The organism is Acidovorax sp. LjRoot74, assembly GCF_964254355.1.
In the GTDB taxonomy this organism is placed as follows: Bacteria; Pseudomonadota; Gammaproteobacteria; order Burkholderiales; family Burkholderiaceae_C; genus Acidovorax.
Genome location: NZ_CAXUTI020000001.1, coordinates 3,186,827 through 3,209,632 on the forward strand (window position 1 = coordinate 3,186,827; position 22,806 = coordinate 3,209,632).

24 protein-coding genes are annotated in these 22,806 nt (G+C 66.4%); 14 read left to right on the plus strand and 10 right to left on the minus strand.

Annotated features, from left to right (window positions below):
- Positions 1-150 precede the first annotated feature (150 nt).
- The 3 genes from ACSQ3O_RS14860 (at position 151) to ACSQ3O_RS14870 (ending at position 3,158) form a co-directional block, all read left to right on the plus strand.
- A complete protein-coding gene (locus tag ACSQ3O_RS14860; protein WP_436139452.1) occupies positions 151-1,242 on the plus strand; it encodes a tartrate dehydrogenase in 1,092 nt (363 codons plus the stop codon).
- A gap of 95 nt (positions 1,243-1,337) precedes the next feature.
- A complete protein-coding gene (locus ACSQ3O_RS14865; protein WP_137748911.1) occupies positions 1,338-2,342 on the plus strand; it encodes a Bug family tripartite tricarboxylate transporter substrate binding protein in 1,005 nt (334 codons plus the stop codon).
- A 42-nt stretch (positions 2,343-2,384) separates the two neighbouring features.
- Positions 2,385-3,158 carry a GNAT family N-acetyltransferase gene (locus ACSQ3O_RS14870; RefSeq protein ID WP_137748910.1) on the plus strand — a complete coding sequence of 258 codons (774 nt, stop codon included), beginning with the start codon at positions 2,385-2,387 and terminating at the stop codon, positions 3,156-3,158.
- 242 nt (positions 3,159-3,400) lie between these two features.
- Here the strand turns inward: ACSQ3O_RS14870 and ACSQ3O_RS14875 are convergent, their stop codons facing one another.
- Together ACSQ3O_RS14875 and ACSQ3O_RS14880 are read right to left on the minus strand one after the other, a co-directional pair.
- Complete coding sequence (locus tag ACSQ3O_RS14875) at positions 3,401-4,066, minus strand: methionine ABC transporter permease (protein WP_055397552.1); 666 nt, start codon at positions 4,064-4,066, stop codon at positions 3,401-3,403.
- Between the two features lie 14 nt (positions 4,067-4,080).
- Entirely contained in the window at positions 4,081-5,136 is a 1,056-nt protein-coding gene (locus ACSQ3O_RS14880; RefSeq protein ID WP_436139453.1) for a methionine ABC transporter ATP-binding protein, read from the minus strand.
- Between the two features lie 295 nt (positions 5,137-5,431).
- Between ACSQ3O_RS14880 and ACSQ3O_RS14885 the strand changes: the two genes are divergently transcribed.
- The 4 genes from ACSQ3O_RS14885 to arsB all read left to right on the plus strand — a co-directional run bounded on the left by ACSQ3O_RS14885 (position 5,432) and on the right by arsB (position 7,928).
- Complete coding sequence (locus tag ACSQ3O_RS14885; protein WP_063463005.1) at positions 5,432-5,758, plus strand: ArsR/SmtB family transcription factor; 327 nt, start codon at positions 5,432-5,434, stop codon at positions 5,756-5,758.
- A 45-nt stretch (positions 5,759-5,803) separates the two neighbouring features.
- Positions 5,804-6,304 (plus strand): ArsI/CadI family heavy metal resistance metalloenzyme, encoded by a 501-nt coding sequence (locus tag ACSQ3O_RS14890; RefSeq protein WP_436139454.1) that lies wholly within the window; start codon positions 5,804-5,806, stop codon positions 6,302-6,304.
- 13 nt (positions 6,305-6,317) lie between these two features.
- Positions 6,318-6,824: an arsenate reductase ArsC gene (locus tag ACSQ3O_RS14895; RefSeq protein WP_436139455.1), complete on the plus strand. Its 507-nt coding sequence runs from the start codon at positions 6,318-6,320 to the stop codon at positions 6,822-6,824.
- An 81-nt stretch (positions 6,825-6,905) separates the two neighbouring features.
- Complete coding sequence (gene arsB / locus ACSQ3O_RS14900) at positions 6,906-7,928, plus strand: ACR3 family arsenite efflux transporter (protein WP_055397562.1); 1,023 nt, start codon at positions 6,906-6,908, stop codon at positions 7,926-7,928.
- Positions 7,929-7,949: 21 nt separating this feature from the next.
- Here the strand turns inward: arsB and ACSQ3O_RS14905 are convergent, their stop codons facing one another.
- Positions 7,950-9,146: an MFS transporter gene (locus ACSQ3O_RS14905; protein WP_436139456.1), complete on the minus strand. Its 1,197-nt coding sequence runs from the start codon at positions 9,144-9,146 to the stop codon at positions 7,950-7,952.
- 243 nt (positions 9,147-9,389) lie between these two features.
- Here ACSQ3O_RS14905 and ACSQ3O_RS14910 point away from each other — a divergent pair, with 243 nt between their 5' ends.
- Together ACSQ3O_RS14910 and ACSQ3O_RS14915 are read left to right on the plus strand one after the other, a co-directional pair.
- Positions 9,390-9,986 carry a molybdopterin-dependent oxidoreductase gene (locus ACSQ3O_RS14910; RefSeq protein WP_436139457.1) on the plus strand — a complete coding sequence of 199 codons (597 nt, stop codon included), beginning with the start codon at positions 9,390-9,392 and terminating at the stop codon, positions 9,984-9,986.
- Between the two features lie 8 nt (positions 9,987-9,994).
- Positions 9,995-10,414 (plus strand): hypothetical protein, encoded by a 420-nt coding sequence (locus ACSQ3O_RS14915; RefSeq protein ID WP_436139458.1) that lies wholly within the window; start codon positions 9,995-9,997, stop codon positions 10,412-10,414.
- Between the two features lie 86 nt (positions 10,415-10,500).
- On the opposite strand, the gene ACSQ3O_RS14920 is transcribed toward ACSQ3O_RS14915, so the two are convergent.
- On the minus strand, positions 10,501-11,736 hold the full coding sequence (locus tag ACSQ3O_RS14920; RefSeq protein WP_436139459.1) for an MFS transporter: 1,236 nt from the start codon (positions 11,734-11,736) through the stop codon (positions 10,501-10,503).
- A 97-nt stretch (positions 11,737-11,833) separates the two neighbouring features.
- On the opposite strand from ACSQ3O_RS14920, the gene ACSQ3O_RS14925 reads away from it, so the two are divergent.
- Positions 11,834-12,778, plus strand: coding sequence for a LysR family transcriptional regulator (locus ACSQ3O_RS14925; RefSeq protein ID WP_260667791.1), 945 nt, complete (start codon positions 11,834-11,836; stop codon positions 12,776-12,778).
- 52 nt (positions 12,779-12,830) lie between these two features.
- On the opposite strand, the gene ACSQ3O_RS14930 is transcribed toward ACSQ3O_RS14925, so the two are convergent.
- Positions 12,831-13,295, minus strand: coding sequence for a methyltransferase family protein (locus tag ACSQ3O_RS14930; protein ID WP_137748903.1), 465 nt, complete (start codon positions 13,293-13,295; stop codon positions 12,831-12,833).
- A 148-nt stretch (positions 13,296-13,443) separates the two neighbouring features.
- Positions 13,444-14,337 (minus strand): NAD(P)/FAD-dependent oxidoreductase, encoded by an 894-nt coding sequence (locus ACSQ3O_RS14935; RefSeq protein ID WP_436139460.1) that lies wholly within the window; start codon positions 14,335-14,337, stop codon positions 13,444-13,446.
- A gap of 278 nt (positions 14,338-14,615) precedes the next feature.
- On the opposite strand from ACSQ3O_RS14935, the gene ACSQ3O_RS14940 reads away from it, so the two are divergent.
- Positions 14,616-15,194, plus strand: coding sequence for a TetR/AcrR family transcriptional regulator (locus ACSQ3O_RS14940; RefSeq protein ID WP_171012356.1), 579 nt, complete (start codon positions 14,616-14,618; stop codon positions 15,192-15,194).
- 118 nt (positions 15,195-15,312) lie between these two features.
- On the opposite strand, the gene yjjJ is transcribed toward ACSQ3O_RS14940, so the two are convergent.
- On the minus strand, positions 15,313-16,671 hold the full coding sequence (yjjJ, locus tag ACSQ3O_RS14945) for a type II toxin-antitoxin system HipA family toxin YjjJ (RefSeq protein WP_436139461.1): 1,359 nt from the start codon (positions 16,669-16,671) through the stop codon (positions 15,313-15,315).
- A 172-nt stretch (positions 16,672-16,843) separates the two neighbouring features.
- On the opposite strand from yjjJ, the gene ACSQ3O_RS14950 reads away from it, so the two are divergent.
- Both ACSQ3O_RS14950 and ACSQ3O_RS14955 read left to right on the plus strand, forming a co-directional pair.
- Positions 16,844-17,425 carry a type IV toxin-antitoxin system AbiEi family antitoxin domain-containing protein gene (locus ACSQ3O_RS14950; protein WP_436139462.1) on the plus strand — a complete coding sequence of 194 codons (582 nt, stop codon included), beginning with the start codon at positions 16,844-16,846 and terminating at the stop codon, positions 17,423-17,425.
- Complete coding sequence (locus tag ACSQ3O_RS14955; protein WP_436139463.1) at positions 17,422-18,270, plus strand: nucleotidyl transferase AbiEii/AbiGii toxin family protein; 849 nt, start codon at positions 17,422-17,424, stop codon at positions 18,268-18,270. Before ACSQ3O_RS14950 ends, ACSQ3O_RS14955 begins: the two co-directional genes overlap by 4 nt.
- A gap of 57 nt (positions 18,271-18,327) precedes the next feature.
- On the opposite strand, the gene ACSQ3O_RS14960 is transcribed toward ACSQ3O_RS14955, so the two are convergent.
- Together ACSQ3O_RS14960 and ACSQ3O_RS14965 are read right to left on the minus strand one after the other, a co-directional pair.
- Positions 18,328-19,269, minus strand: a complete 942-nt coding sequence (locus tag ACSQ3O_RS14960) for an aldose 1-epimerase (protein ID WP_436139464.1) — start codon at positions 19,267-19,269, stop codon at positions 18,328-18,330.
- Between the two features lie 75 nt (positions 19,270-19,344).
- Complete coding sequence (locus tag ACSQ3O_RS14965) at positions 19,345-20,298, minus strand: SMP-30/gluconolactonase/LRE family protein (RefSeq protein ID WP_436139465.1); 954 nt, start codon at positions 20,296-20,298, stop codon at positions 19,345-19,347.
- 124 nt (positions 20,299-20,422) lie between these two features.
- On the opposite strand from ACSQ3O_RS14965, the gene ACSQ3O_RS14970 reads away from it, so the two are divergent.
- A complete protein-coding gene (locus ACSQ3O_RS14970) occupies positions 20,423-21,244 on the plus strand; it encodes an SDR family NAD(P)-dependent oxidoreductase (RefSeq protein ID WP_055401789.1) in 822 nt (273 codons plus the stop codon).
- Between the two features lie 213 nt (positions 21,245-21,457).
- On the opposite strand, the gene ACSQ3O_RS14975 is transcribed toward ACSQ3O_RS14970, so the two are convergent.
- On the minus strand, positions 21,458-22,540 hold the full coding sequence (locus ACSQ3O_RS14975; RefSeq protein WP_436139466.1) for an IS5 family transposase: 1,083 nt from the start codon (positions 22,538-22,540) through the stop codon (positions 21,458-21,460).
- Between the last annotated feature and the right edge of the window lie 266 nt (positions 22,541-22,806).

A 22,806-nucleotide genomic window follows, 5' to 3' on the forward strand; every position in this document is an offset into this window, starting at 1 on the left:
TGCAGGTTAACGATGGATTCACTCTAGCGCCGTTCTGCAAAGGCGTCCAGGCCTACAGTCCTTCTCACCGTTTGGTTTCTCTTGTGTCTCTTTTCCACGCCCGGGCTTGCTGCGCGGGCTTTCCAGACTCTTCTACACCCAGGCATCTGCATGACAACCTATCAAATCGCCACCATCCCCGGAGACGGCATCGGCAAGGAAGTGATTCCTGCGGGCCAGCGCGTGCTCGAAGCGCTGGCTGCGCGCCACCCCGGCCTGCAATTCCAGTTCGAAAACTTTGGCTGGGGCGGCGACTGGTACCGCGCCCACGGCGTGATGATGCCGGCCGATGGGCTCGATGCCCTGCGCGCCAAAGACGCCATCCTGTTTGGCTCGGCGGGCGACCCGGACATCCCCGACCACATCACGCTGTGGGGCCTGCGCCTCAAGATCTGCCAGGGGTTCGATCAGTACGCCAACGTGCGGCCCACGCGTATCCTGCCCGGCATCGACGCACCGCTGAAGCGCTGCACGCCCAAGGACCTGGACTGGGTCATCGTGCGCGAAAACTCTGAGGGCGAATACTCGGGCGTGGGCGGCCGCGTGCACCAGGGCCACCCCATCGAGGCGGCCACCGATGTGTCCATCATGACCCGCGTGGGGGTGGAACGCATCCTGCGCTTTGCCTTCCGCCTGGCGCAGTCGCGGCCCCGCAAGCTGCTCACCGTCATCACCAAGAGCAACGCCCAGCGCCATGCGATGGTGATGTGGGACGAGATCGCCGCGCAGGTGGCGACCGAGTTCCCGGACGTGAAGTGGGACAAGGAACTGGTGGACGCCGCCACGGCCCGCATGGTCAACCGCCCCGCCACGCTCGACACCATCGTCGCCACCAACCTGCATGCCGACATCCTCAGCGACCTGGCCGCCGCGCTGGCGGGCAGCCTGGGCATTGCGCCCACCGGCAACATCGACCCCGAGCGCCGCTACCCCAGCATGTTCGAGCCCATCCACGGCTCGGCGTTCGACATCATGGGCAAGGGCCTGGCCAACCCCATCGGCACTTTCTGGTCGGTGGTGATGCTGCTGGAGCACCTGGGCGAAGTAGATGCCGCCCGCGCCGTGATGCAGGCCATCGAGCAGGTCACCGCCAACCTCGCCCTGCACACCCGCGACCTGGGCGGCACGGCCACCACGGCGCAGGTGACCGATGCAGTGTGCGCGCTGATCGGCAGCGCACCGGCTGCACGCAAAGCGGCCTGACCGCACATGCCCCAGGCCCGCACAGACGGGCCGGGGCGCCACCCGGCGGGCAAAAAAACAAGGCCGCCGCACCCCCATCCTTTCGGAGACAAACCATGCACCGCCCTACCCGCATCGCCACCCCGCAGCGCCGCCAACACCTGATGGCCCTCGCAGCCGTGGCCGCCGCTTGCCTGCTGCCCGGCACGGCCGTCCACGCGCAGGCCTGGCCCAGCAAACCCGTCACCATCGTCGTGCCGTTTGCCGCAGGCGGCACCACCGACGTGCTGGCGCGTGCGCTGGGCGAAAAGCTCAGCACCGCATTGGGCCAGCCCGTGATCGTGGAAAACCGGGGCGGCGCGGGCGCCACCATTGGCGCCGACTATGTGGCCAAGGCCGCACCCGACGGCTACACCCTGCTGATGGGCGCGGTGCACCACACCATTGCCACCAGCGTCTACAAGAAGCTCGGCTACGACTTTCAAAAGAGCTTTGCGCCCATCACCACCGTGGCCCTGGTGCCCAACGTGCTGGCCGTGAGCGCCACCACACCCGCCAAGGATGTGAAGGAACTCGTGGCCCTGATCAAGGCCGCGCCCGACAAGTTTTCGTATGGCTCCAACGGCGCGGGCACGGCGCAGCACCTGATCGGCACGCAGTTCTCCACCGCCATCGGCCAGCCGCTGCTGCATGTGCCCTACAAGGGCAGCGGCCCGCTGACCACCGACCTGCTGGGCGGGCAGGTGTCAATGTCGTTCGACACCATCACGCCCGTGCTACCCCACATCAAGGCGGGCAAGCTGCGCGCGCTGGCGGTGACCACGGCCAAGCGGTCTTCCTCGCTACCCGACGTGCCCACGCTGCAGGAGGTCGGGTTTACGGGCTTCGATATCGGCACCTGGTTTGGCGTGCTGGCCCCGGCACGCACGCCTGCCGATGTGGTGGCCAAGCTCAACACCGAGATGGTCAAGGTGATCCAGTCGCCCGACTTCAAGAAGCGCATGCAGGACATCGGCGCCGAGCCCATCGGCAACACACCCGCGCAGATGGCCGAGCAGATCGCCAGCGACACCACCCGCTTTGGCAAGCTGGTGGTGGACAACAAGATCACGACCGATTGATTGAGCGTGATCTGGCGGGGGCGGGTTGGTATAACGCCAGCCATGACGCCCACCACCATCGAGCCCACCGTCCCCGCCGCCCTGATCCGCGCCCTCGAAGAGCGCGCCTTCAACGCCTGGCCCGCGCGCCAGACAGTGTTCCACCGGGGCTGGGTGTTCCGGCTGTCGGGCGGCTACACCAAGCGCGCCAACTCGGTCAACGCACTGCTGCCCGGCGCGCCGTTTGACGGGGTGCGCGAGGCGGCCACCACGCTGTATGCGCGGCACGGGCTGCCCGCCGTGTTCCGCATCTCGCCCCTGGCCCCGCCCGAGGCCGACCAGGAGCTGGCCGAGGCGGGCTACCAGCACTTCGACCCCTCCCTGGTGTTGCACCGGCCGCTGGCCCTGGGGTCGGCCGGCAAGCCTGATGGCAGCACCCACATCAGCACCACGCCCACCGCCGCCTGGCTGGAGGGTTTTGCCGCTGCCAACAGCGTGCCCCTGCACCACCGCGCGCTGCACAACAGCATGCTGGACCACATCGCCCACCCTGCCGCGTTTGCCCTGCAGCACGATGCGCAAGGCCAGCCCGTAGGCTTTGGGCTGGCGGTGCTGGAACGCGGCGCCGTGGGCCTGTACGACCTGGCCGTGGCGCCCGAGCACCGGGGCGGCGGGCGCGGGCGCGCGCTGGTCACCGCCCTTCTGCACTGGGCGGCAGAGGCCGGGGCGGCCAGTGCCTATTTGCAGGTGCGCGCGCAGAACGTTCCGGCGCTGCGGCTGTATGAATCGATGGGTTTCAAGACAGCGTATGGCTACCACTATCGGGTGCCAGGCTGAGGGGGGTTCAGCCCCCTCTCCCCTCGCGGGAGAGGGTTGGGGAGAGGGGGTGAATCGATGCGGCGTGCCTGCGCGCCCCCTCTCCCCGGCCCTCTCCCACGAGGGGAGAGGGAGTGAAGACAGGGGCGGTCATGGATGCGGCTATTGAGACCGTAATCTGAAGAAAAAATGGCCGCCTGCGCGCGTCCATCATCCCTTTATAGCTATTAAATGAGTAGCACAAAGAGTCGGTAGAACAACACTTACCGGTGGCTCAATCTGCGCACCGCCCAGTCGCCCAAACTCTGCACGGCCTGTACAAAGAAGATCAGTACCAGCACCACGGCCAGCATGATCTCGGGCAGGAAGCGCTGGTAGCCGTACCGGATGCCCAGGTCACCCAGACCACCGCCGCCAATCGCACCGGCCATGGCCGAATAACCGGTCAGGCTCACGAACGTGATGGTCAGGCCCGCCACGATGCCGGGCAGCGCCTCGGGCAGCAGCACCTTCCACACGATCTGGCTGGTGGTGGCGCCCATGGCCTGAGCGGCTTCGACCAGGCCGTGGTCCACCTCGCGCAAGGCGGCTTCGACCAGGCGGGCCACGAAAGGCGCAGCGGCAATGGTCAACGGCACCACGGCGGCGGCGGTGCCGATGGACGAGCCCGTGATGAAGCGCGTGAACGGGATGATGGCCACCAGCAGGATGATGAAAGGCGTGGAGCGCACGGCGTTTACCAGCCAGCCTACGAGCTTGTTGACGGGGCCGTTCTGCAGCACGCCGCCATGGTCCGTGAGGCGCAAAAACACGCCCAGCGGCACGCCGATGAGGCCGCCCACGATGCCGGAGATGCCCACCATGATGAGCGTCTCCCACAGCGAGGAGGCAAAGAGGTCCAGCATGGCCGGAGTGAAATGGTCGAACATGGTTGGCCTCTTCCTCAGATTTCAATCGTGACTTCTTGCACCGCCACGCCGCCCGCGCGCAGATGCTCCACCGCGCCGCGCAGTTGCATGGGCTGGCCGCTGGCATACACCGCCAGCGAGCCGAAGGTCTCGTCCTGGATCTCGTCCACCTGGCCGTGCAGGATGCTCATGTCCACACCAAACTCGCGGATCAACTGCGACAGGATGGGCTGGTAGGCGCTGTCGCCCGAGTACGACAGGCGCAGCAGCCGCCCCGCGTGGTCGGGCGCCGTGGCGGCCAGCTGGCGGGTGAGCTTGCGCACATGGTCGAGCACGCTCACGGGCAGCTCTTGCGGCAGGATCTCGTCGATCAGGCTCTTGGTGATGGCCTGCTGCGGGCGGGTGAACACGTCCAGCACGCGGCCCTGCTCCACGATGCGCCCGGCCTCGATCACGGCCACGCGGTCGGCCACCTGCTTGATGACCTGCATCTGGTGGGTGATGAGCACCACCGTGAGGCCCAGCTCGCGGTTGACCTGGCGCAGCAGGTCGAGGATGGAGCGGGTCGTCTCCGGGTCCAGCGCCGAGGTGGCTTCGTCAGACAGCAGCACCTTGGGGCGGCTGGCCAGCGCACGCGCAATGCCCACGCGCTGCTTTTGCCCGCCGCTGATCTGCGCGGGGTAGCGGTCGGCCAGGTGCGCCAGGCCCACCAGCTCCAGCAACGGGTTCACGCGCTCGCGGATCGCGGCCTTGTCCATGCCCGCCAGCTCCAGCGGCAATGCGGCGTTGTCGAACACGGTGCGTGACGACAGCAGGTTGAAGTGCTGGAAGACCATGCCGATCTCGCGGCGGGCCTCGCGCAGTTGCGCGTCGTTCAGCTGGGTCAGGTCGCGGCCATTGACGATCACCTGGCCGGTGGTGGGCCGGTTGAGCAGGTTGATGACGCGCACCAGCGAGCTTTTGCCCGCGCCGCTCTTGCCGATGATGCCGAACACTTCGCCCGGCTGGATGCTGAGGTCGATGCCACGCAGGGCTTCGACGGGGCCTTGTGAGCCCTGGTAGGTTTGGGTGATACCCCGTAAATCGATCATGGAAAGCAGTGCGCGGCAGCGGCCTCACGGTGAGTGGCCGCTGCCGCGCGGGTCTGAAAAAGGATGGGCGACTGTATCGGCGAATCGTAAGTTCACAAACGATTAAAAAATCGGGTGATTAGATCGCTGAGTTATGAAGGCCGTGGTACACAGACTTCGATAACTATGAATTTCATAGCTATCAGGGCAATACCTTAGAGCGGTAAGCGCCATTTTTCCTTGAATTTTCCTGACACCCACGGAGGTGGCATCTGGCAACATTTCTATATTTCAACTTTTGTTGTATTATCGAACCATGCAAGAAACCGACGTCATCCGATCCCTCGCCGCCCTCGCCCAAGAAGTGCGCCTGCGGGTGTTCCGCGCCCTGGTGGTGGCGGGCCAGGAGGGGCTGACGCCCGGCGGGCTGTCCGAGCAGCTGGGCATTGCACCCAACACGCTGTCGTTCCACCTCAAGGAGCTGACCCACGCGGGCCTGGTGAGCCAGGAGCGCCAGGGCCGCAACCTGATCTATCGCGCCTCGTTTGCCACCATGAACGACCTGCTCGCCTACCTGACCGAGAACTGCTGCCAGGGCGCCGCCTGCCTGACCGACGAGGCCACCGCTGCCTGCAAGTGCTGATCACCCCCACCAACCCCCACGACCCCCAGCCGAAAGGAAGCCACCATGAAGCGATTCCACGTCCACATGCATGTCGATGACCTCGCCAAGAGCATCGCGTTCTATTCCAGGCTGTTCGCGGCCGAGCCTGCGCGGGTCGAGACCGACTACGCCAAGTGGATGCTCGAAGACCCGCGCGTGAACTTCGCCATCTCCACCCGGGGCGACAAGCCCGGCGTGGACCACCTGGGCTTCCAGGTCGATGAGGCGGACGAGCTGGCCGAGCTGAAGGCCCGCGCCCAAGGCGCCGACATGGCCCTGCTGGACGAAGGCGCCACCACCTGCTGCTACGCCCGCAGCGACAAGCACTGGATCACCGACCCGCAGGGCGTGGCGTGGGAACACTTCCACACGCTGGGCAACATCCCCGTGTTCAACGAAGCCGCTGCACAGCAACCCCAGCCAGCCCAGGCCGCCTGCTGCCCCACGGGCGCACCGTCGGCCCCCGCGCCCGGCCAGGCCGCCTGCTGCGGCCCCACCGCCAACAACCCCAACAAATGCTGCTGAGCCCAGGCCTACGATGAGCACCCCACGCAATCCTTTGAACGTGCTGTTTCTTTGCACGCACAACTCTGCCCGCAGCATCCTGGCCGAAGCCCTGCTCAACGCCATGGGCCAAGGCCGCTTCAAGGCCTATTCAGCCGGCAGCAGCCCGCGCGACACCCAGCAGCCCCACCCGCTGGGCCTGCAGGCGCTGGCCCATGCAGGCATCCCCACCGAAGGGCTGCGCAGCAAAAGCTGGGACGAGTTTGCCGCCCCAGGCGCGCCGCACATGGACCTGATCGTCACCGTGTGCGACAACGCGGCGGGCGAGGTCTGCCCCTTCTGGCCCGGCCACCCGGCCACGGCGCACTGGGGCTATGCCGACCCGTCGGCGGGTGATGGCTCGGACGCCGACAAGGCCGAAGCCTTCCGCAAAACCCTGCACGCCATCAAGCAACGCCTGGAACTGCTGGTGAACCTGCCGGGCGACAAGCTCGCCGCTACCGTGCTGCAAGCCACGGCCCGCAACCTGTCCGCCCACTGAACCTGGATTGACATGACGCTGCAGCAAAACCCATCAGCATCCGCACTGGCCGGTGCCCAGCCCCCCTCCCCCGCCGCAGGCATGGCGGTGTTCGAGCGCTACCTCACCGTCTGGGTGCTGCTGTGCATCGTGGTGGGCATTGCGCTGGGCCAGTGGCTGCCCGGCGCGGCCCGCGCCGTGGGTGCGCTGGAGGTGGCGCGGGTCAACCTGCCGGTGGGCCTGCTCATCTGGGTGATGATCATCCCCATGCTGCTGAAGGTGGACTTTGGCGCGCTGGCCGAGGTGCGCCAGCATGTGCGCGGCATTGGCGTGACGCTGTTCGTCAACTGGCTGGTCAAGCCGTTTTCGATGGCGCTGCTGGGCTGGCTGTTCATCCGCCACTGGTTTGCGCCCTACCTGCCTGCCGACCAGATCGACAGCTACATCGCCGGGCTCATTTTGCTGGCCGCCGCGCCCTGCACGGCCATGGTGTTTGTGTGGAGCCGCCTCACCGGGGGCGACCCGCTGTTCACGCTGTCGCAGGTGGCGCTCAACGACAGCATCATGATCGTGGCGTTTGCGCCGCTGGTGGCCTTCTTGCTCGGCCTGTCGGCCATCACCGTGCCGTGGGACACGCTGCTCACCTCGGTGGTGCTGTACATCCTGATCCCGGTGGTGATCGCCCAGTGGCTGCGCAAGCGCCTGCTGCGCAAGGGCCAGGCTGCGTTTGACGCCGCCGTGGCGCGCACCGGCCCCTGGTCCATCGCCGCGCTGCTGGCCACGCTGGTGCTGCTGTTCGCCTTCCAGGGCGAGGCCATCCTGCAGCAGCCGCTGGTGATCGCGCTGCTGGCCGTGCCCATCCTCATCCAGGTGCTGTTCAACTCCGCCCTGGCCTACGGCCTGAACCGCGCGGTGGGCGAAAAGCACAACATCGCCTGCCCCTCGGCGCTCATCGGCGCGTCCAACTTCTTCGAGCTGGCCGTGGCCACGGCGATCAGCCTGTTTGGCTTTCACTCCGGTGCAGCACTGGCCACCGTGGTGGGCGTGCTGATCGAGGTGCCGGTGATGCTGGCGGTGGTGGCCGTGGTCAACCGCAGCAAGGGCTGGTACGAGGCGCGGGGCTGACGGGTGCACCGCTGGGGCAGTTCAGGCCCCTGCGACAGCGCCGCGCGCCTGCACCCGGCGTGAGATCAGCAGCCCCAGCACAAAGATACCCACCGCCGCCACCGTGAACACCGGCGGCAGCCAGCCCCGGTCCACGCTGAACGCCACCAGCAGCACACCCGTGGACTGGCCGAGGAACAGCAGACACGCAAACAGCGTGACCGCCGTGCCGCGCGCCTCGGGCGCCATCTGCGTGGCCTGCACCTGCAGCGTGTTGTGCAGCATGTAAAAGCCGATGCCCGCCAAAAAGCAGCCCAGCATGGCCCAGCCCACCGCAGGCGCCCAGGCCAGCGACAGCAGGCCGATGGCAATGAAGCTGGCCCCCAGCACGGCCAGCCCCCGTTCGCCCAGCGCCGCCAGCCAGCGCCGCGCAAACACGCTGTAGATCAGCCCGCCCACGCCATACAGCACCATCACACCGCCAGCTGCTGAGGCCGACAGGCCAAAGCCATCGACCATGCGCGCGGGCACAAAGGCCAGCGTGCCAAACGCGAGTGCGCCCTCAATCGCCACCACCGTCAGCACCCAGCGCACACGCGGAATGCGCAGCAGCGCCGCCGTGCCCGCAAGGTAGTTGGCCAGCGAAAACGCCGGTGCACCCGGCGCCACCGCCCTGCGCAGCGCCCCGCTGGCACGCGCATGGCGCAGCAACAGCGTGGCGGCCGTGAAGAACAACACGGCCAGCACCCCCAGCGCCGCGCGCCAGCCCAGCGTTTCGGTCGCAAAGCCGCCAAACCACTGGCCCGCCATCATCCCGGTCACCGTGGCCACCATCAGCCGCGCCAATGTCTCTTGCCGCTGCTCGTAGGCCACCTCATCGCCAATCCACGCCATCGACAGCGGAATGATCCCGGCCGCCGCCGCCCCCATGGCCGCCCGCGCCACCACCAGCACGTTGAAGCTGGGCGCCAGCGCCGTCATGGCGCTGAACACCGCACAGGCCGCCGTGGCGCCGATGATCACGCGCACCTTGCCCACCCGGTCGCCCAGCGGTCCATACACCAGCTGCAGCACGCCATAGGCCACGGCAAACGCCGCAATCACGGCCGAGGCGTCGCCCGTGGTGATCTGGTATTCCAGCGACAGCGCCACCAGCATCGGGTCGCACACGCGCATGGACGCCATGCTGCAAAAGGCCGCCAGGCTGATCAGCCGCAGCATCGTCGAAGAAGAAGTCATGGGCGCCGATTGTGGTGCGGCACGCGCCTGCGCGCTGGCGGGGTGCGCCATGCACCCTGGGGGTTGAAGGCCACAGGGCACGCATGCCACACGACACATACGGCATGTGCTGCACGCGCACACAGGTACTGACACTTTTTTGGGTGGCAAGCGCCAGTCCTGCGCTTACCATGCGCCCCGGATTGATGCGCCCCATCCATCGATCAATCAACCAAGCAAACAACACACGAGGAGAAACCGAGCATGAACAAAAGAAACTTTGTGGCTGCCAGCGTCGGCCTGGCAGGCCTGTGGACCGCCACCACCAGCAGCCACGCAGCCCCACCCGCCAAAACATCCGCCAGCCCCGCCCTGCTCACCATCAGCGGCGCCATCACCCAGCCCAACCGGGGCGCGCTCGATGCCACCATCGACCAGATGATGGGCAAACACGGCATCCAGTTCGACAAGGCCCACGCGCTGGACGCCGCCGCCCTGCAGCGCATGCCCGCCGTCACCATCAAGCCCACGCTCGAATACGACAGCAAGCCCCACACGCTCAAAGGCCCGCTGCTCACCACCGTGCTGGCCGCAGCGGGCGTGGCCGCTGGCAGCCCCGTGCAGCTGGTGCTGCGCGCAGTGGACGGCTACAACGTCACCATCAGCCTGGCCGACGCGCAGACCTACCGCATGATCGTCGCCACCCACATCGATGGCCAGCCCATGGCCCTGGGCGGCCTGGGCCCGCAGTGGGCCGTGTACGACGCGGATGTGCTGCCCGCCTTCAAGGACAAGCCCGTGAAGGAACGCTTTGGCCTGTGCCCCTGGGGGCTGTATCACATTGAGGTGAAGAAGGCCTGAGCCAACACATGCCACTGCCCGCCTGCTTCAACTGCCGCGCCAGCGTTGCTCCCGGGAGCAGCACCTGCCCGCGCTGCGGCACCTGGTTCAGAGGCCACCCCTACATGCCCCGGGATGATCTCAGCCCGCGCGAAGCAGGCTGGGGTTTGTCCAGCAACCTGGTACAGAGCGCAGGTTTCCGGTGGGCGTCGCTGCTGGCACCCCTCTGGCTACCGCCCTGCATCATGGTCTGGCTGGGCGCCCCACCCGTTGCGGTGGCCCTGATGCTGGCCCTGTTCATCTTTATCCCGGGGCTGTATGTCGTCACCAACCTGCCAGGCTGGTCGCCCTGGGCCAAGCTCGCAGCCTCCATCGGCTACGTGGCGGTATCAGGCACCCTGGGGCTGGCTTGCATGGCGTGGGTTGGCAGGCTGCTGCAGCCAGCCTGACCCTCGCATCTCTTACTGGATTTCGCTCTCTTTTTGATAGCTACCAGCGCTTACCCATCAGGCGGTAGAGCCCATTTTTATTCAAATCAACTTGCCCGCCGCGCCACCCGCACCCCCAGCGCCGCCAGCGACGCCACCGTGGCCAAACCCACCACCCCCAGCCAGCCCCACTGCGCCAGCACCAAGGCGCCCAGCGCCGCACCGGCCGACATGCCGATGAACATGCCGGTGAACAGCAGCGCATTGAGCCGGCTGCGCGCCGCGGGGTCGATGCCGTAGACGATGGTCTGGTGCGCCACCAGCGTGGCCTGCACGCCAAAGTCAAAGCCGATGGCACTGGCCACAATCAAACCCAGCTGCGCCTGCGCAGGCAGCAGCGGTGCCAGCGCCATCACCGCAAACGACGCAGCCGCCAGCCCCGCGCCATAGCGCGTCACCACCTCGGGCCCACGCTTGTCGGCCAGGCGCCCGGCCAACGGCGCAGCCAAAGCCCCAGCCGCCCCCGCCAACCCGAACGCGCCCGCCGCCGCCGTGCCCAGCCCAAACTGGATGTGCAACATCACCGCCAGCGTGGACCAGAACGCGCTGAAACCCACCGCCAGCAGCCCCTGCGCCCAGGCCGCGCGGCGCAACGCGGCGTGCTGGCGCCACAGCGCCACCATCGATCCGATCAGCGCGCCATAGCCCAACTGCGTGGTGGGCGCAAAGCGCGGCAGCCCGCGCCACACCGCCACCGTCAGCAGCGCAATGGCCACCGCCGCAGCCACATACACCGTGCGCCAGCCCCACTGCTGCGCCACAAAGCCGCTGACCACGCGCGACAACAAAATGCCCAGCAGCAGCCCCGTCATCACCGTGCCCACCATGCGCCCGCGCTGCGCGGCCGGGGCCAGCGTAGCGGCGGCGGGCACCACGTCTTGCGCCACCGTGGCCGCCAGGCCCACGGCCAGGCTGGCCGCCAGCAGCGCGCCCATGCCGGGCGCCAGGCCGCTCAGCAGCAGCGCCAGCATCAGCGCGATGGACTTGATGACGATGATGCGGCGCCGGTCAAACCGGTCGCCCAGCGGCGCCAGCAGCAAGATGCCAAGCGCGTAGCCCAGCTGCGTGAGCGTGGGCACCAGCCCCACCACGCGGCTGTCGGCCTGCATGTCGGGCCCCAGCACACCCAGCATGGGCTGGCTGTAGTACAGCGACGCCACGCTCAGCCCCGCCGTGGTGGCCAGCAGCAACAGCAGCGGCGCACTCACCGCCCCCTCCGCAGGGGGCACCACCGGGGCCCGCCCCGCTGCACCGCTTGCATGCACATTTTGAATGGAAGACATCACAACACCATTGGTTAGAAAGGAATGGTGCGATTGTTCTAGCCCGCCGCCGCACTGGGTAGTGGGCTGCACTGCAGATTCGTTATACGCTTGGCGTATGACCAGCACCCAGCCAGCCTTGCAACCCGGCGCCGACCGCATCGAGCTGATGCAGACCTTTGTCCGCATCGTCGAGGCTGGCAGCCTGTCTGCCGCCGCCCAGCAACTGGGCACCAGCCAGCCCACCGTGAGCCGCCGCCTGCAGGCGCTGGAGCGCAGCCTGGGCATCAAGCTGCTGCAGCGCTCCACCCATGTAATGAAGCTCACCGAAGACGGCGACCGCTGCTTTGCCCACGCCAAGGCCCTGCTGGAAGACTGGCGCGCCATGGAAGACGACCTGCGCGGCACCGCCGACACCCCGCGCGGCACCCTGCGCGTGCTGGCGCCACACGCCTTTGGGCAAGACCAGTTCATCGCCCCGCTGATGGCCTACCTGCGCCGCTACCCCGAGGTGGACGTGGAATGGATGCTGCACGACCGCCGCCCCAACTTCATCGCCGAAGGCATCGACTGCGCCATCCAGGTCGGCGCGGTGGACGACCCCAGCGTGGTCGCGGTGCGCCTGGCCGAAGTGCCCCGCATCGTGCTGGCCGCCCCCGCCCTCATGGCCGGGCGCCCCACGCCCCAGCACGCACAAGACCTGCAGCCCCTGCCCTGGCTGGCCCTGAGCACCTTCTACCGCCGCGAGGTCACGCTGACCCAAGAGCCCGGCGGCGAGGCCCACACGTTTGGCATCACCCCGCGTTTGGCCACCGACAGCCTGTACGCCCTGCGCAGCGCCGCCCTGGCCGGGCTGGGGGCGTGCATTTCATCGGCGTGGATCGTGGACAACGATGTGCGGCAGGGAAAACTGCTGCACTTGGTGCCCAACTGGCACGCGGCGCCGCTGCCGGTGTACTTGGTGTACCCGTATGCACGGTTTTATCCGGCGCGGTTGCGGTTGTTTTTGGAGGCGATGCGGGGGGCGATGCCGGGGTTGGTGGGGATGCGGGCGGTGGGGTGAGGGTTGAGGCTAGTCACAGGGATCTGACAAAGTGCTTGCAGCCTGTCAGGCCTCACAGCCATCTGCGCACTCTCCCTTTGTATGCCTCGTACTCTGCCCCAAAGAGCGAAGCCAACACGCGTTCTTCCGGGATGATCTGGAATCGGGTGATGTAAAGCACGAACCCCAGAGCCCATAGGACAGCGAGCGGATTTTCCAGAAACACTGCCCAGGCCAACAGGGTTAGCAAGAACCCAACGTACATGGGATTGCGCGTGCACCGGTAGACGCCTTGAACAACCAAAGAAGACGCCGAGCTTGCCTTTGTCGGGCTCACTGTGGTCTTGGCGCGCCGAAACGCAACGACTCCGGCAAAGCTGATGCTCAGGCCAACGCACACCAAGACAACAGCAAAGAGCACGCTGACCGGATGGGGCAACTGCAAGAGGCCTCCAGCGGACGGCGTCGTCATCCACATAAGAAGCGCCAGGACAAGCGCAACGACCGGGGGCGGAACCTTCAGTTCAAGCAAGCTCATATCACCGTATCACTCCATGACGAGGTCGTGCCCGGCATGCACAGCCACAGACTCACCGGATCGGCGGCAAGTGTTGCGGCTCGCTTCGTCGCCACGACCGTGTTTCTCGCAATAGCCCACAGCAACCCCAAAAGGGTACTCGGCGTCCTCAAACCACCATTGATTGCTGGGCAAAGATGCCCGCCATCGCGCCCTGCCATGTTGACTGGGTGACCGAGGGCAAGAAGGGCGTCGCGAGGTCGCCAGCTGCGTAGATGCCGGGCACGCTGGTTTGGCGGCGCTCATCAACCTTGAGGACGATGCCGGTGGGCGTATCGACCGTGGCGAGGCCCAGTGATGCATGCAGGCTTGCGGACGGCTTGTTGCGCGGCTGGGCAAACAGGATATCGACGGCGACGTTGCGGCCGGTATCGAGATTGACGGTGGCGATGTGACCCTGCTGGTGGGCGATTTCGACGATTCGGCCATCGGCAACTGGGATGTTGCGGCGCGCCAGATCGGCCAGGACATCTGGCGCAATGTCATGGCCATCGGCAAAGACCGTCAGCTTGTCAGTCCAATCGCGGAACAGCCTGACAGACTGGAACGACTGCGGGCCCGACCAGAGGACGCCCCAATGCTGGTCGGCGACTTCAAAGCCGTCGCAATAGGGGCACGGCACGATCGACGTGCCCCAGCTTTCGGCGAAGCCTGGAACATTGGGCATCTGGTCGGCGACGCCATAGCTCAGGATCAGGCGACGCGCCCTGAGGCTTTCTTTGTCGTCAGTGACGACGCAGAAGTCGTCGATGGCGCCAGACACGCTCTCGGCCCGGGCACTGACCAGTCTGATCGCAGGATAGCGCGCCAGCTGCTGCCGCGCCTCAGCCAGGATGTCCAGCGGTGGCTTGTGATCGTGACCGAGCAGGCCATGCGAGTGATGACCGAAGCGATTGCGCGGCCGCCCCGTATCGAGAACAGTGACTTTGCGGCGGGCACGGCCGAGTTGCAGGGCGGCGGCGAGGCCAGCAAAGCTGCCGCCGATGATGATGACGTCATCCATGGTGATGGGCTCCATGTAGGCTGATTTATTATTGGACTTACAAGTACAGTAATATAAGATTTATATAATGTACAGTCAAGTACACTATATAGACCATGTCAACCTCCCTATCGCCCTCGCCCTCGCCCTCGCCCTCGCCCTCGCCCTCGCCCTCGCCCTCGCCCTCGCCCTCGCCCTCGCCCTCGCCCTCGCCCTCGCCCTCGCCCTCGCCCTCGCCCTCGCCCTCGCCCTCGCCCTCGCCCAAGTCCCAACGTGGCCGACCACGCGATCCTGAGCGTGTGCGGCGCATCCTGGAGGCGGCACAAAAACACTTCAATGAGCATGGCCTGGAGCGTGCCAGCGTGGATGCCATCGCAGCGGATGCTGGTGTGTCCAAGATGACCGTTTACAAAAACTTCGGGTCCAAGGAGGGACTTTTCCACGCGGTCGTGCGCGACAGGACAGCGGTGGTGGTGGCGGACGTCCCGGGCGCCGAGGCGCTGGATCCGGCCGAGCCAGAGAAGGCACTGCGGACAATCGGCACCCGGTTCCTTGCATTGACACGTGGGGACGACGCGCTTGGCGCGTTGCGCTCCGTCTACGGAGTCGCGGGGGCGCAACCGGAAGTCTGCCGCGAGTTTTACAAGGTAGGCCCGGAGCGTGCAACCAGCGAACTGGCGGCGTACCTGCGGCGCGCCCACTTGGCGGGCACGCTGAAGGTGCGGAACCCGCTTCAGGCTGCGGACCTTTTCCTGTCCATGTTTCTGGGTTCCGGACACTTCCGCGGGTTGCTAATGCTCGACCGGCCAGATCCCCGGGAAAACAACGCCCTGCTGCGCGAGGCCGTACGGGTCTTCATGGCGGCCTACGGCGCGTAGTCAGGCCCTGCCATGCAGAAGGGCACCGCGAGTGTGAGCCGGGCCGCGCAGACCGCCTGCAAGTGCGCCGCTGACCTCAAAATGATGGAGCAAGGCGCAGCAGCGCTGGTCGCCCCCTCTAAACCACTAGCCGCCCGACACGCTCAGCAGCCACCGACACATGGCGCAGCAACTCCGCCTTGCAAGCATCGAAACCCGCACTAAATCCTTCCTCGTCCTCCACCCGCCGAACAAACACCTGCGCCATCGCAAGCCCCTCTTTCCACGCCGCCGCGCTGACCTGCTCCCCCACCGTCAGTTCCAACGTCCGATCCGGCAACCCTCCCCCCGCCGTGGGTGCAAACGCCATGGGCGTCATGTCATACACAGGCGCCAGCTCGTAGGGCCTGCGCCCCTCTGACAAACACGACAGATTGCCGCTGTGCATGTCGGTGTTGCCGATCAGCGTGCCAAACGCCCACAGCAGGCAGGCCGTGTCAAAGGCCTGGGGGGTGATGACCCCGGTCTTCAGCAACGCCCTGGCAATCACCGGCCAGTTGCCGCCGCTGCCGACAAACTCGGCATCGAGCGCGGCGAAGGAGTGCAGCGCCCTGCGCCCGCGCGCGCCCAGCCGGTCAAACCGCTGCACCTCCAGAAACCGTTGGGTGCCGTGCATCCAGGTCATGGACTGCGCGGCAGGCACGCCGTGGTCGCGCAGCACCTGCAGGGCGATGTGTTCGGCCAGCAGCAGGTCGCGCCAGCGGGCGCTGACGGGGGTGTCGAGTTCGGCGGTGAACTTGACCATCACATGCGCGGCGGTGCCGTCGGCTTGCTCGGCGTAGGCGGTGAACTTGGGCTGCTCGCCAGCGGCTGACGAGCCCGCGACTTCGCCGCGCGCGGCCAGGTCGGCCAACTGGGCGTAGGTGTGCCGCTTTTGCGCGGCTGCAATGGGCACGGGGTCGGGCGCGTTGACGAACTGGTCGCGGGCGGTGGGGCCGATGAGCAGGTTGCCGGGCATGTCGTCGCCCTGGTCCAGGATGGCGCGCAGCGCGTGGGTGTCGCTCCAGTCGCCCAGCCGCTCGGGCAAGCCCAGGCGCTGACCGTGCCGCTGGCAGTAGGCGCGCCCCAGGTAGCCCTGCGGGCGCATGTCATAAATCCACCACGGCAGGCCGTCGCTGTGCAGCCGGGCCCCGCCCGCTTCGACCATCACAAAGCCCTGCGGGCACACCGGGACGAGGGTGCCCAGGGTTTCCAGCGCGCCCTGGGGGGTGACGCGGTACACGGTGGCCTCCAGATCGGCGCGGACTGGATCGCGGAGGGTGTATTGAATAGATCTTGCGGCGCCGAAGTGCACCACCTCGTCACCCAGCGTGTTGAGTGCGCGGGAGACGGTGGGCTGGCTGATTTGGAGCGCCTGGGCTAGCGCCTGCGCCTTGGCGGGGCCGAGGCGCAGCAAGGTGCGGATGGCGTTGGCGTGGGTCTGGGCGGCGGAGGGCATGGCTCAAGCATACGCCGGTTGAATTGAAAATTGAATAGATAAAGAAATAGATTAAGCAGGCTGGATTAACGCCTAGTTTGTTGCGTTTTTTAGTTATTTATTGACAAACAACTATTTAATACAACACACTTGTGGCGTGCCATCAGTCCCCCTCACCGCCCAAGAAAACACGGTGCTTGAGCTTGCCCAACACCAACCCCTGCTCCGCGCGCGCGACCTGGGTGCGCATGGGCTGCCCACGGTGCTGCTGACCCGCCTCGTCGCCGCAGGCAAGCTGGACCGCGTGGCGCGCGGCGTGTACAGCCTGCCCAGCCGCGCCGTCAGCGAGCACCGCTCGCTGGCCGAGGTGGCGCTGCGGGTGCCCAAGGGCGTGGTGTGTTTGCTGTCTGCCCTGCGCGTGCATGGCATTGGCACGCAGGCGCCTTTTGAAGTCTGGATGGCTATCCCACCCAGCACACCCACTCCCCATATAGACAAACCAGCGCTGCGCGTGGTCCGCATGTCTGGCCCTGCGCTGACGGAAGGCGTGGAGCTGGTGGAAATCGACGGCGTGCAGGTGCCCGTGTTCAACGCAGCAAAGACGGTGGCTGACTGCTTCAAATACCGCAACAAGATCGGGCTGGATGTAGCGCTGGAGGCGCTGCGCGACGGCTGGCAGAAAGGCAAGCTGCCCATGGATGCGCTATGGCACTACGCCACAGTGAACCGCATGGCCAATGTGATGCGACCTTATCTGGAAAGCGTGACCGCATGAGCCAGCGCAACGTGGCGGCCTCCATCCGCGCGCGGCTCAAGCAGCATGCCGATGTGCACCAGCAGGACTTCAACCTGACGCTGACCCGCTATGGGCTGGAGCGGCTGCTGTACCGGCTGTCGCTCTCGCCACACGCCAACCGCTATCTGCTCAAAGGCGCCCTGCTGTTCTCGCTGTGGTTCGACCAGCCCCATCGGCCCACGCGCGATGCGGACCTGCTGGGTTTTGGACCCGAAGACATCGGATCCGCCGTGCTGGCGTTCCGCGAGATCTGCCAGATCGAGGTGGACGATGGTTTGGCGTTTGACCCGGCCTCGGTCAAGGGCGCCACCATTCGCAAAGAGGCGGGGTACGGCGGTGTGCGGGTGGACCTTCTGGCCACACTGGATGGCGCACGCATTGCGCTGCAGGTGGACATTGGTTTTGGCGACGCGGTGACCCCGGCGCCCGAGGCGGTGCACTACCCGGTGCTGCTGCAAGACCTGCCCGCACCCCGGTTGCGCGCTTATCCCAAATACACGGTGGTGGCAGAGAAGTTTCATGCGGTATGCCTGCTGGGCATGGCCAACACGCGCATGAAGGACTACTTTGACCTGTGGGTGCTGCTGACCGAAGGCGTGTTGGACCCGCAAGAACTGCACTGCGCGGTGGCTGCCACGTTCCATCGGCGCCAACTGGCCTTGCCCAATTCCATTCCCTCGGGCCTGAGCGATGGGTTTGCACAAGATGCAGCAAAGCAGAAGCAGTGGGCCGCATTCCTGAAAAAGAACCGGCTGCAAGCACTGGTCCTTGCAGAGGTGGTGGGACTGCTGCGGAGCGAGTTCCAGAAGCTGCAGACGCTGTGAAGCGAGGGCCATGGGGTTGATCAGGGGCCATACACCCCACACAGCGGGCAGACTCCATCAATGGCTTGGCGGGCGGTGTGCGTAGCGCCACTGCACATTCATCACCATTGCCTCCCCCTGCGCCAGTGTGCGCAGGCCGGGCTGCCCGGGCTGGTGGAAGGCGTTGATGGGCTGGGTGATGGGCTCAAAGCAGAACGCCGGGCCCTGTGGTGGGCGGTAGACCAGGCAGTAGTGCTGGGCCGTGCCGCCATCCTTTTCAAAATCGGGCATGTGGGCCGTCAGGCGCAGGCCACGCTCGGGCCAGTCGATGTGCGCCGTGCCACCCCAGCCGGTGTAGGCGTTGTCGATGAGGCCGCCGTTGGCGGGTGCGCCGCTGTTCAAGTCCCAGCCGGGCGGGAAGTGCTGTGTGTGCTGCGTGGGCAACGGGTCGTCGCCACACAGCCATACGCCCTGCACTGGCGCCGTGATGCGCGTGGCGGGCGTGCGCGGAAACCAGGGGTGCAGGCCCAGGCCATAGGGCAGCGGCAGCGCGCCCAGGTGGCGCAACTGCACCGACTGGTCCAGGCCGCCGTCCACCAGCCGGAAGGTCTGCACGCATTCGTACTCGTAGGGGTTACCGTCAAAGCGCTCAGAGCGCAGCTGCATCTGCAGCGTGTCGGGCGCGGGCTGGGCCAGCTGCCAGGGCTGCAGCCAGCCGTCGCCGTGGATGGGATACGGCTCGCCCACGCGGTTGGGCCGCATGGGGTGGAACTGCCCCGCATGCTCAAACCCGCCGCCGCTGATGCGGTTGGACCAGGGCACCATGGCGAAGGATGCAAGCTGGTACAGGTCGGGTGTGGCGCCATCCCACGGCCGCCACAGGTCGATGCGTGCGCCAGCCTCTTGCGGGTCGTCGATCTGCCAGGCCGCCACGCTGCCGCCCAGTGTGGGCACCAGGCCCAGGTGCTGCCCCGCGTGGTGCAGCCAGACGATGGGGTGGGATGAAGAGGCCTCGGTCATGGGCGGTGTGCTTTCTGCGGGATGGAGAAAAAGAATGGCGGAGCCACGGCCCCGCCGCTGCGCGTGGGGTCGGCGTCAGCCGCCAAACGGGTGTGCGGAAAGGCCGGGCGTGCTGACGTCCACGGCAAACAGTGCACCGGCCAGCGGCTCGGCCGCGAGCTGCTCGGACGTGAGGCCGGTGCGGGCCGATGTGATGTACAGCGTGCGCAGGTCCGCACCGCCAAAGGCGCAGTTCGTGACCTGGCTCACGGGCAGCGTGGTGCGGGCCAGCTCGTCGGCCGTGTCGGCATCGTGGCAGGTGACGCAGCCACCGCCCCAGTGCGCCACCCACAGGCGGCCCTGCGCGTCGGTGGTCATGCCGTCAGGCACGCCGTCGGCGGCGGGCCAGCGCTTCCACAGGGTCTTTTCGCTCACGGCACCCGTGGCCGGGTCGCAGCGGTAGCGGTAGGTGGTGCCCTGCACCGTGTCGTTGAAAAACATGGCCGGGCCCTGCGCGGTGGGGGCCCAAGTGGGGCCGTTGGTCACGGCAAAACCATCGTCGTGCCGCACGCAGTCGCCGCTGGCGGTGTAGGTGTAGAGCGCGCCCGTGGGGGCCTCGCACGCAAAGTCCATGCTGCCACCCCAAAAGCGCCCCTGGGCGTCGCACTTGCCGTCGTTGAATCGGTTGCCGGTGCGCTCTGGCTCGGGCTGGTGCAGGTAGCGTGGGGCGATGTCGGCAGCGGGGTCGAACAGCGCAAAGCCCCGGCGCAAGGTGACGATGAAGCCGGGGGCGTTGGCGCGCTCGGCGATGGCGGAGATTTCTTCATCAAACGTCCAGCGCTGGTGGGCGCCCGTGGCCGGGCTCCAGCGGTGCAGTTCGCGCTGCAGGATGTCCACCCAGTACACAGCCTGCTCGCGCACCGACCACAGCACGCCTTCGCCCAGCGCGCTGCCCAGGGCGATCACGCAGCGCACGGCGCCGGTGGTTGTTGGCACAGAGGCAGACGCGCCGCTGGACGGTGGGATGGGGGTATCCAGCGAAGGGCGCACGTTGGTTGTCTCCGGTCGTTTTTTTGCATCGGCCTGCCGCCAGGCACTTGACGAGCGGCATCTTATCAACGCCAATTGATGCTTGAAATGAATTTTTTTGCCATTGATTGATTGCAATATTGATATGACACAGCTTTTTACCCCCTCCTCTTCGTCGACCGACGCCACCGGCGCCCCCCAGGGCCTGGCGAAATTCCCCAGCCTGCAAGGCCGCGCCGTGTTTGTGACGGGCGGCGGCAGCGGCATTGGCGCGGCCATCGTGGCGGCGTTTGCCGAGCAAGGTGCCCGCGTGGCGTTTGTGGACGTGGCGCGCAATGCCAGCGAAGCCCTGGCGCAGCACATTGCCGACGCAGGCCTGCCCCGCCCCTGGTGGCGTGTGTGTGATGTGCGCGATGTGAACGCCCTGCAGGCCTGTGTGGCCGAAGCGGCGGCCGAGCTGGGCAGCGACTTTGCGGTGCTGGTGAACAACGTGGCCAGCGACGACCGGCACACGCTGGAGTCCGTAACCCCCGAGTACTACGACGAGCGCATGGCCATCAACGAACGCCCCGCCTTCTTCGCCATCCAGGCCGTGGTGCCGGGCATGCGCAGGCTGGGCGCGGGCTCGGTGATCAACCTGGGTTCCACCGGCTGGCAGGGCAAGGGCACGGGCTACCCCTGCTATGCCATTGCCAAGTCGTCGGTGAACGGCCTCACGCGCGGGCTGGCCAAGACGCTGGGGCAGGACCGGATCCGCATCAACACGGTGTCGCCGGGTTGGGTGATGACGGAGCGGCAGATCAAGCTGTGGCTGGACGCCGAGGGGGAGAAGGAGCTGGCGCGCAACCAGTGTTTGCCGGACAAGCTGCGGCCGCATGACATTGCGCGGATGGTGTTGTTTTTGGCGTCGGATGATGCGGCGATGTGTACGGCGCAGGAGTTCAAGGTGGATGCGGGGTGGGTTTGATTTTTTGAGTCTTTTTGGGCGATTCCGCCTGTCTGGTAAGCTTTTTTAGCTATTGTTTTTATAGTTTCTTTTGGGAGTCCAAGCGGTTGGGCTGAGTCTGTCGGAGCCTGTTTTCAGATTGAGCTGCGTGCTTGAGTTAAGGGCGGAGGCCGGGGTGTGCGCCCGGCGGCGCAGTGGCTTTCTTTTGCTTCGCCAAGAGGGTGTAGAAGAAATCTATTTCAACCGCCCCAGCAGCATCCGCGCCTGCGCCAGCCAAACCCATGCCTGTGCATAGAACGGCTTGCGATCGTGGTGCATCACCAGCCTGCGGTTGCGCTCCAGCCAGGCATGGGTGCGCTCCACCACCCAGCGCTTCTTGGGCATGACCATCGGCTGCTCTTCGCTCCACAGGGTTTGCTGAGCATCATCCCAACGATGGCGTGCGCTGTTGCGCACGATCTGCACCTGCAGCCGGTGCACCCTTTCGATCTCTTGTGCACATTGCCCGGCATATGCGCTGTCGGCCCACAATACCTTCAGAGCGCCGCCCGTGCGTGCGCATGCCTGCGCCACTGCTTGCCCAGCCGCTGCGCGGTCCGCTACGGCAGCGCTGGTGACCACCACAGCCAGCAGCAAACCCAGCGTATCCACGACCAGATGGCGCTTGCGCCCTTGAACCTCAAAGCCCAGCGCTCCTCCCTGCGGGCTGCCACGGTTGGATTGGGAGTCGATCACGGCTTCACTGGGCTGCTCGGCACGCTCCACACGTTGGCGCCACTGCTGGCGCAGACGCTCGTGCAGCGCTTCGAACTTGCCTTGGCGAGCCCAGCGCACAAAGGCCTTTTGCACGGATTGCCAGGGCGGATAGATCTGCTCGGGCAGGTTGCGCCAGGACGAGCCGGTGCGCAGCACGTAGCAGCACGCTTCGACCACGCTGCGCCGGGAGTACGTGGCAGGCCGACCTCGCGCGCCGGGCTCTGGCTCGAACAGGTCCTGGGCCAATGCCCATTCAGCGTCTGTGAGGCAGAGGGCCATGCCTGAGTCGCTGCGGGGGCGATGCAGGGTGGTGTAGCCGTAGCGCGTGCCAGGCTGCTGGGGGTTAGCGCGCGCCAGTTGCTTTGTGGGCCGTGTGCGCTGCAAGCCGGCCGCTTTGAGCGCTGCGCGCAGCGTGACCGTGCTGGGCGCGTTGCGGCCCATGCGCTCAGCCCAGGCCAGGGCCAATTCGGGCAGTGTGGCCTGGGGGTTGTCGCGCACCACTTCGCGCAAGGCCGCGTACTCTCCAGGAGATATCACGGGCGGTCGGCCTATCTTTGCCATTGCGTTGCTCCCGCTTAGTCAGTGCGACGGGATCATAATTTATTTCTTCTACACCCTCTTGGCGAAGCAAAAGAAAGTGAGTCGCCTGCCGGGGCGACAACCCGGCCTCCGCCCTGAACCCAAGCATGCTCTAAAGACCAGCACGCCAAGGCTTCGACAAGCTCAGACCGAACGGTTAGCGAGCAACATGAACTTCGACAGCCACGACCCTTACAGCCAGTAGGCGTTTACTACAAAAACAATAGCTATTAACGCTTTACCAGCAG

Coding starts and splice junctions, on each gene's coding strand:
- ACSQ3O_RS14860 (WP_436139452.1), top strand. CDS start 151: ATGACAACCTATCAAATCGCCACCATCCCCGGAGACGGCATCGGCAAG.
- ACSQ3O_RS14865 (WP_137748911.1), top strand. CDS start 1,338: ATGCACCGCCCTACCCGCATCGCCACCCCGCAGCGCCGCCAACACCTG.
- ACSQ3O_RS14870 (WP_137748910.1), top strand. CDS start 2,385: ATGACGCCCACCACCATCGAGCCCACCGTCCCCGCCGCCCTGATCCGC.
- ACSQ3O_RS14875 (WP_055397552.1), bottom strand. CDS start 4,066: ATGTTCGACCATTTCACTCCGGCCATGCTGGACCTCTTTGCCTCCTCG.
- ACSQ3O_RS14880 (WP_436139453.1), bottom strand. CDS start 5,136: ATGATCGATTTACGGGGTATCACCCAAACCTACCAGGGCTCACAAGGC.
- ACSQ3O_RS14885 (WP_063463005.1), top strand. CDS start 5,432: ATGCAAGAAACCGACGTCATCCGATCCCTCGCCGCCCTCGCCCAAGAA.
- ACSQ3O_RS14890 (WP_436139454.1), top strand. CDS start 5,804: ATGAAGCGATTCCACGTCCACATGCATGTCGATGACCTCGCCAAGAGC.
- ACSQ3O_RS14895 (WP_436139455.1), top strand. CDS start 6,318: ATGAGCACCCCACGCAATCCTTTGAACGTGCTGTTTCTTTGCACGCAC.
- arsB (WP_055397562.1), top strand. CDS start 6,906: ATGGCGGTGTTCGAGCGCTACCTCACCGTCTGGGTGCTGCTGTGCATC.
- ACSQ3O_RS14905 (WP_436139456.1), bottom strand. CDS start 9,146: ATGACTTCTTCTTCGACGATGCTGCGGCTGATCAGCCTGGCGGCCTTT.
- ACSQ3O_RS14910 (WP_436139457.1), top strand. CDS start 9,390: ATGAACAAAAGAAACTTTGTGGCTGCCAGCGTCGGCCTGGCAGGCCTG.
- ACSQ3O_RS14915 (WP_436139458.1), top strand. CDS start 9,995: ATGCCACTGCCCGCCTGCTTCAACTGCCGCGCCAGCGTTGCTCCCGGG.
- ACSQ3O_RS14920 (WP_436139459.1), bottom strand. CDS start 11,736: ATGTCTTCCATTCAAAATGTGCATGCAAGCGGTGCAGCGGGGCGGGCC.
- ACSQ3O_RS14925 (WP_260667791.1), top strand. CDS start 11,834: ATGACCAGCACCCAGCCAGCCTTGCAACCCGGCGCCGACCGCATCGAG.
- ACSQ3O_RS14930 (WP_137748903.1), bottom strand. CDS start 13,295: ATGAGCTTGCTTGAACTGAAGGTTCCGCCCCCGGTCGTTGCGCTTGTC.
- ACSQ3O_RS14935 (WP_436139460.1), bottom strand. CDS start 14,337: ATGGATGACGTCATCATCATCGGCGGCAGCTTTGCTGGCCTCGCCGCC.
- yjjJ (WP_436139461.1), bottom strand. CDS start 16,671: ATGCCCTCCGCCGCCCAGACCCACGCCAACGCCATCCGCACCTTGCTG.
- ACSQ3O_RS14955 (WP_436139463.1), top strand. CDS start 17,422: ATGAGCCAGCGCAACGTGGCGGCCTCCATCCGCGCGCGGCTCAAGCAG.
- ACSQ3O_RS14960 (WP_436139464.1), bottom strand. CDS start 19,269: ATGACCGAGGCCTCTTCATCCCACCCCATCGTCTGGCTGCACCACGCG.
- ACSQ3O_RS14970 (WP_055401789.1), top strand. CDS start 20,423: ATGACACAGCTTTTTACCCCCTCCTCTTCGTCGACCGACGCCACCGGC.
- ACSQ3O_RS14975 (WP_436139466.1), bottom strand. CDS start 22,540: ATGGCAAAGATAGGCCGACCGCCCGTGATATCTCCTGGAGAGTACGCG.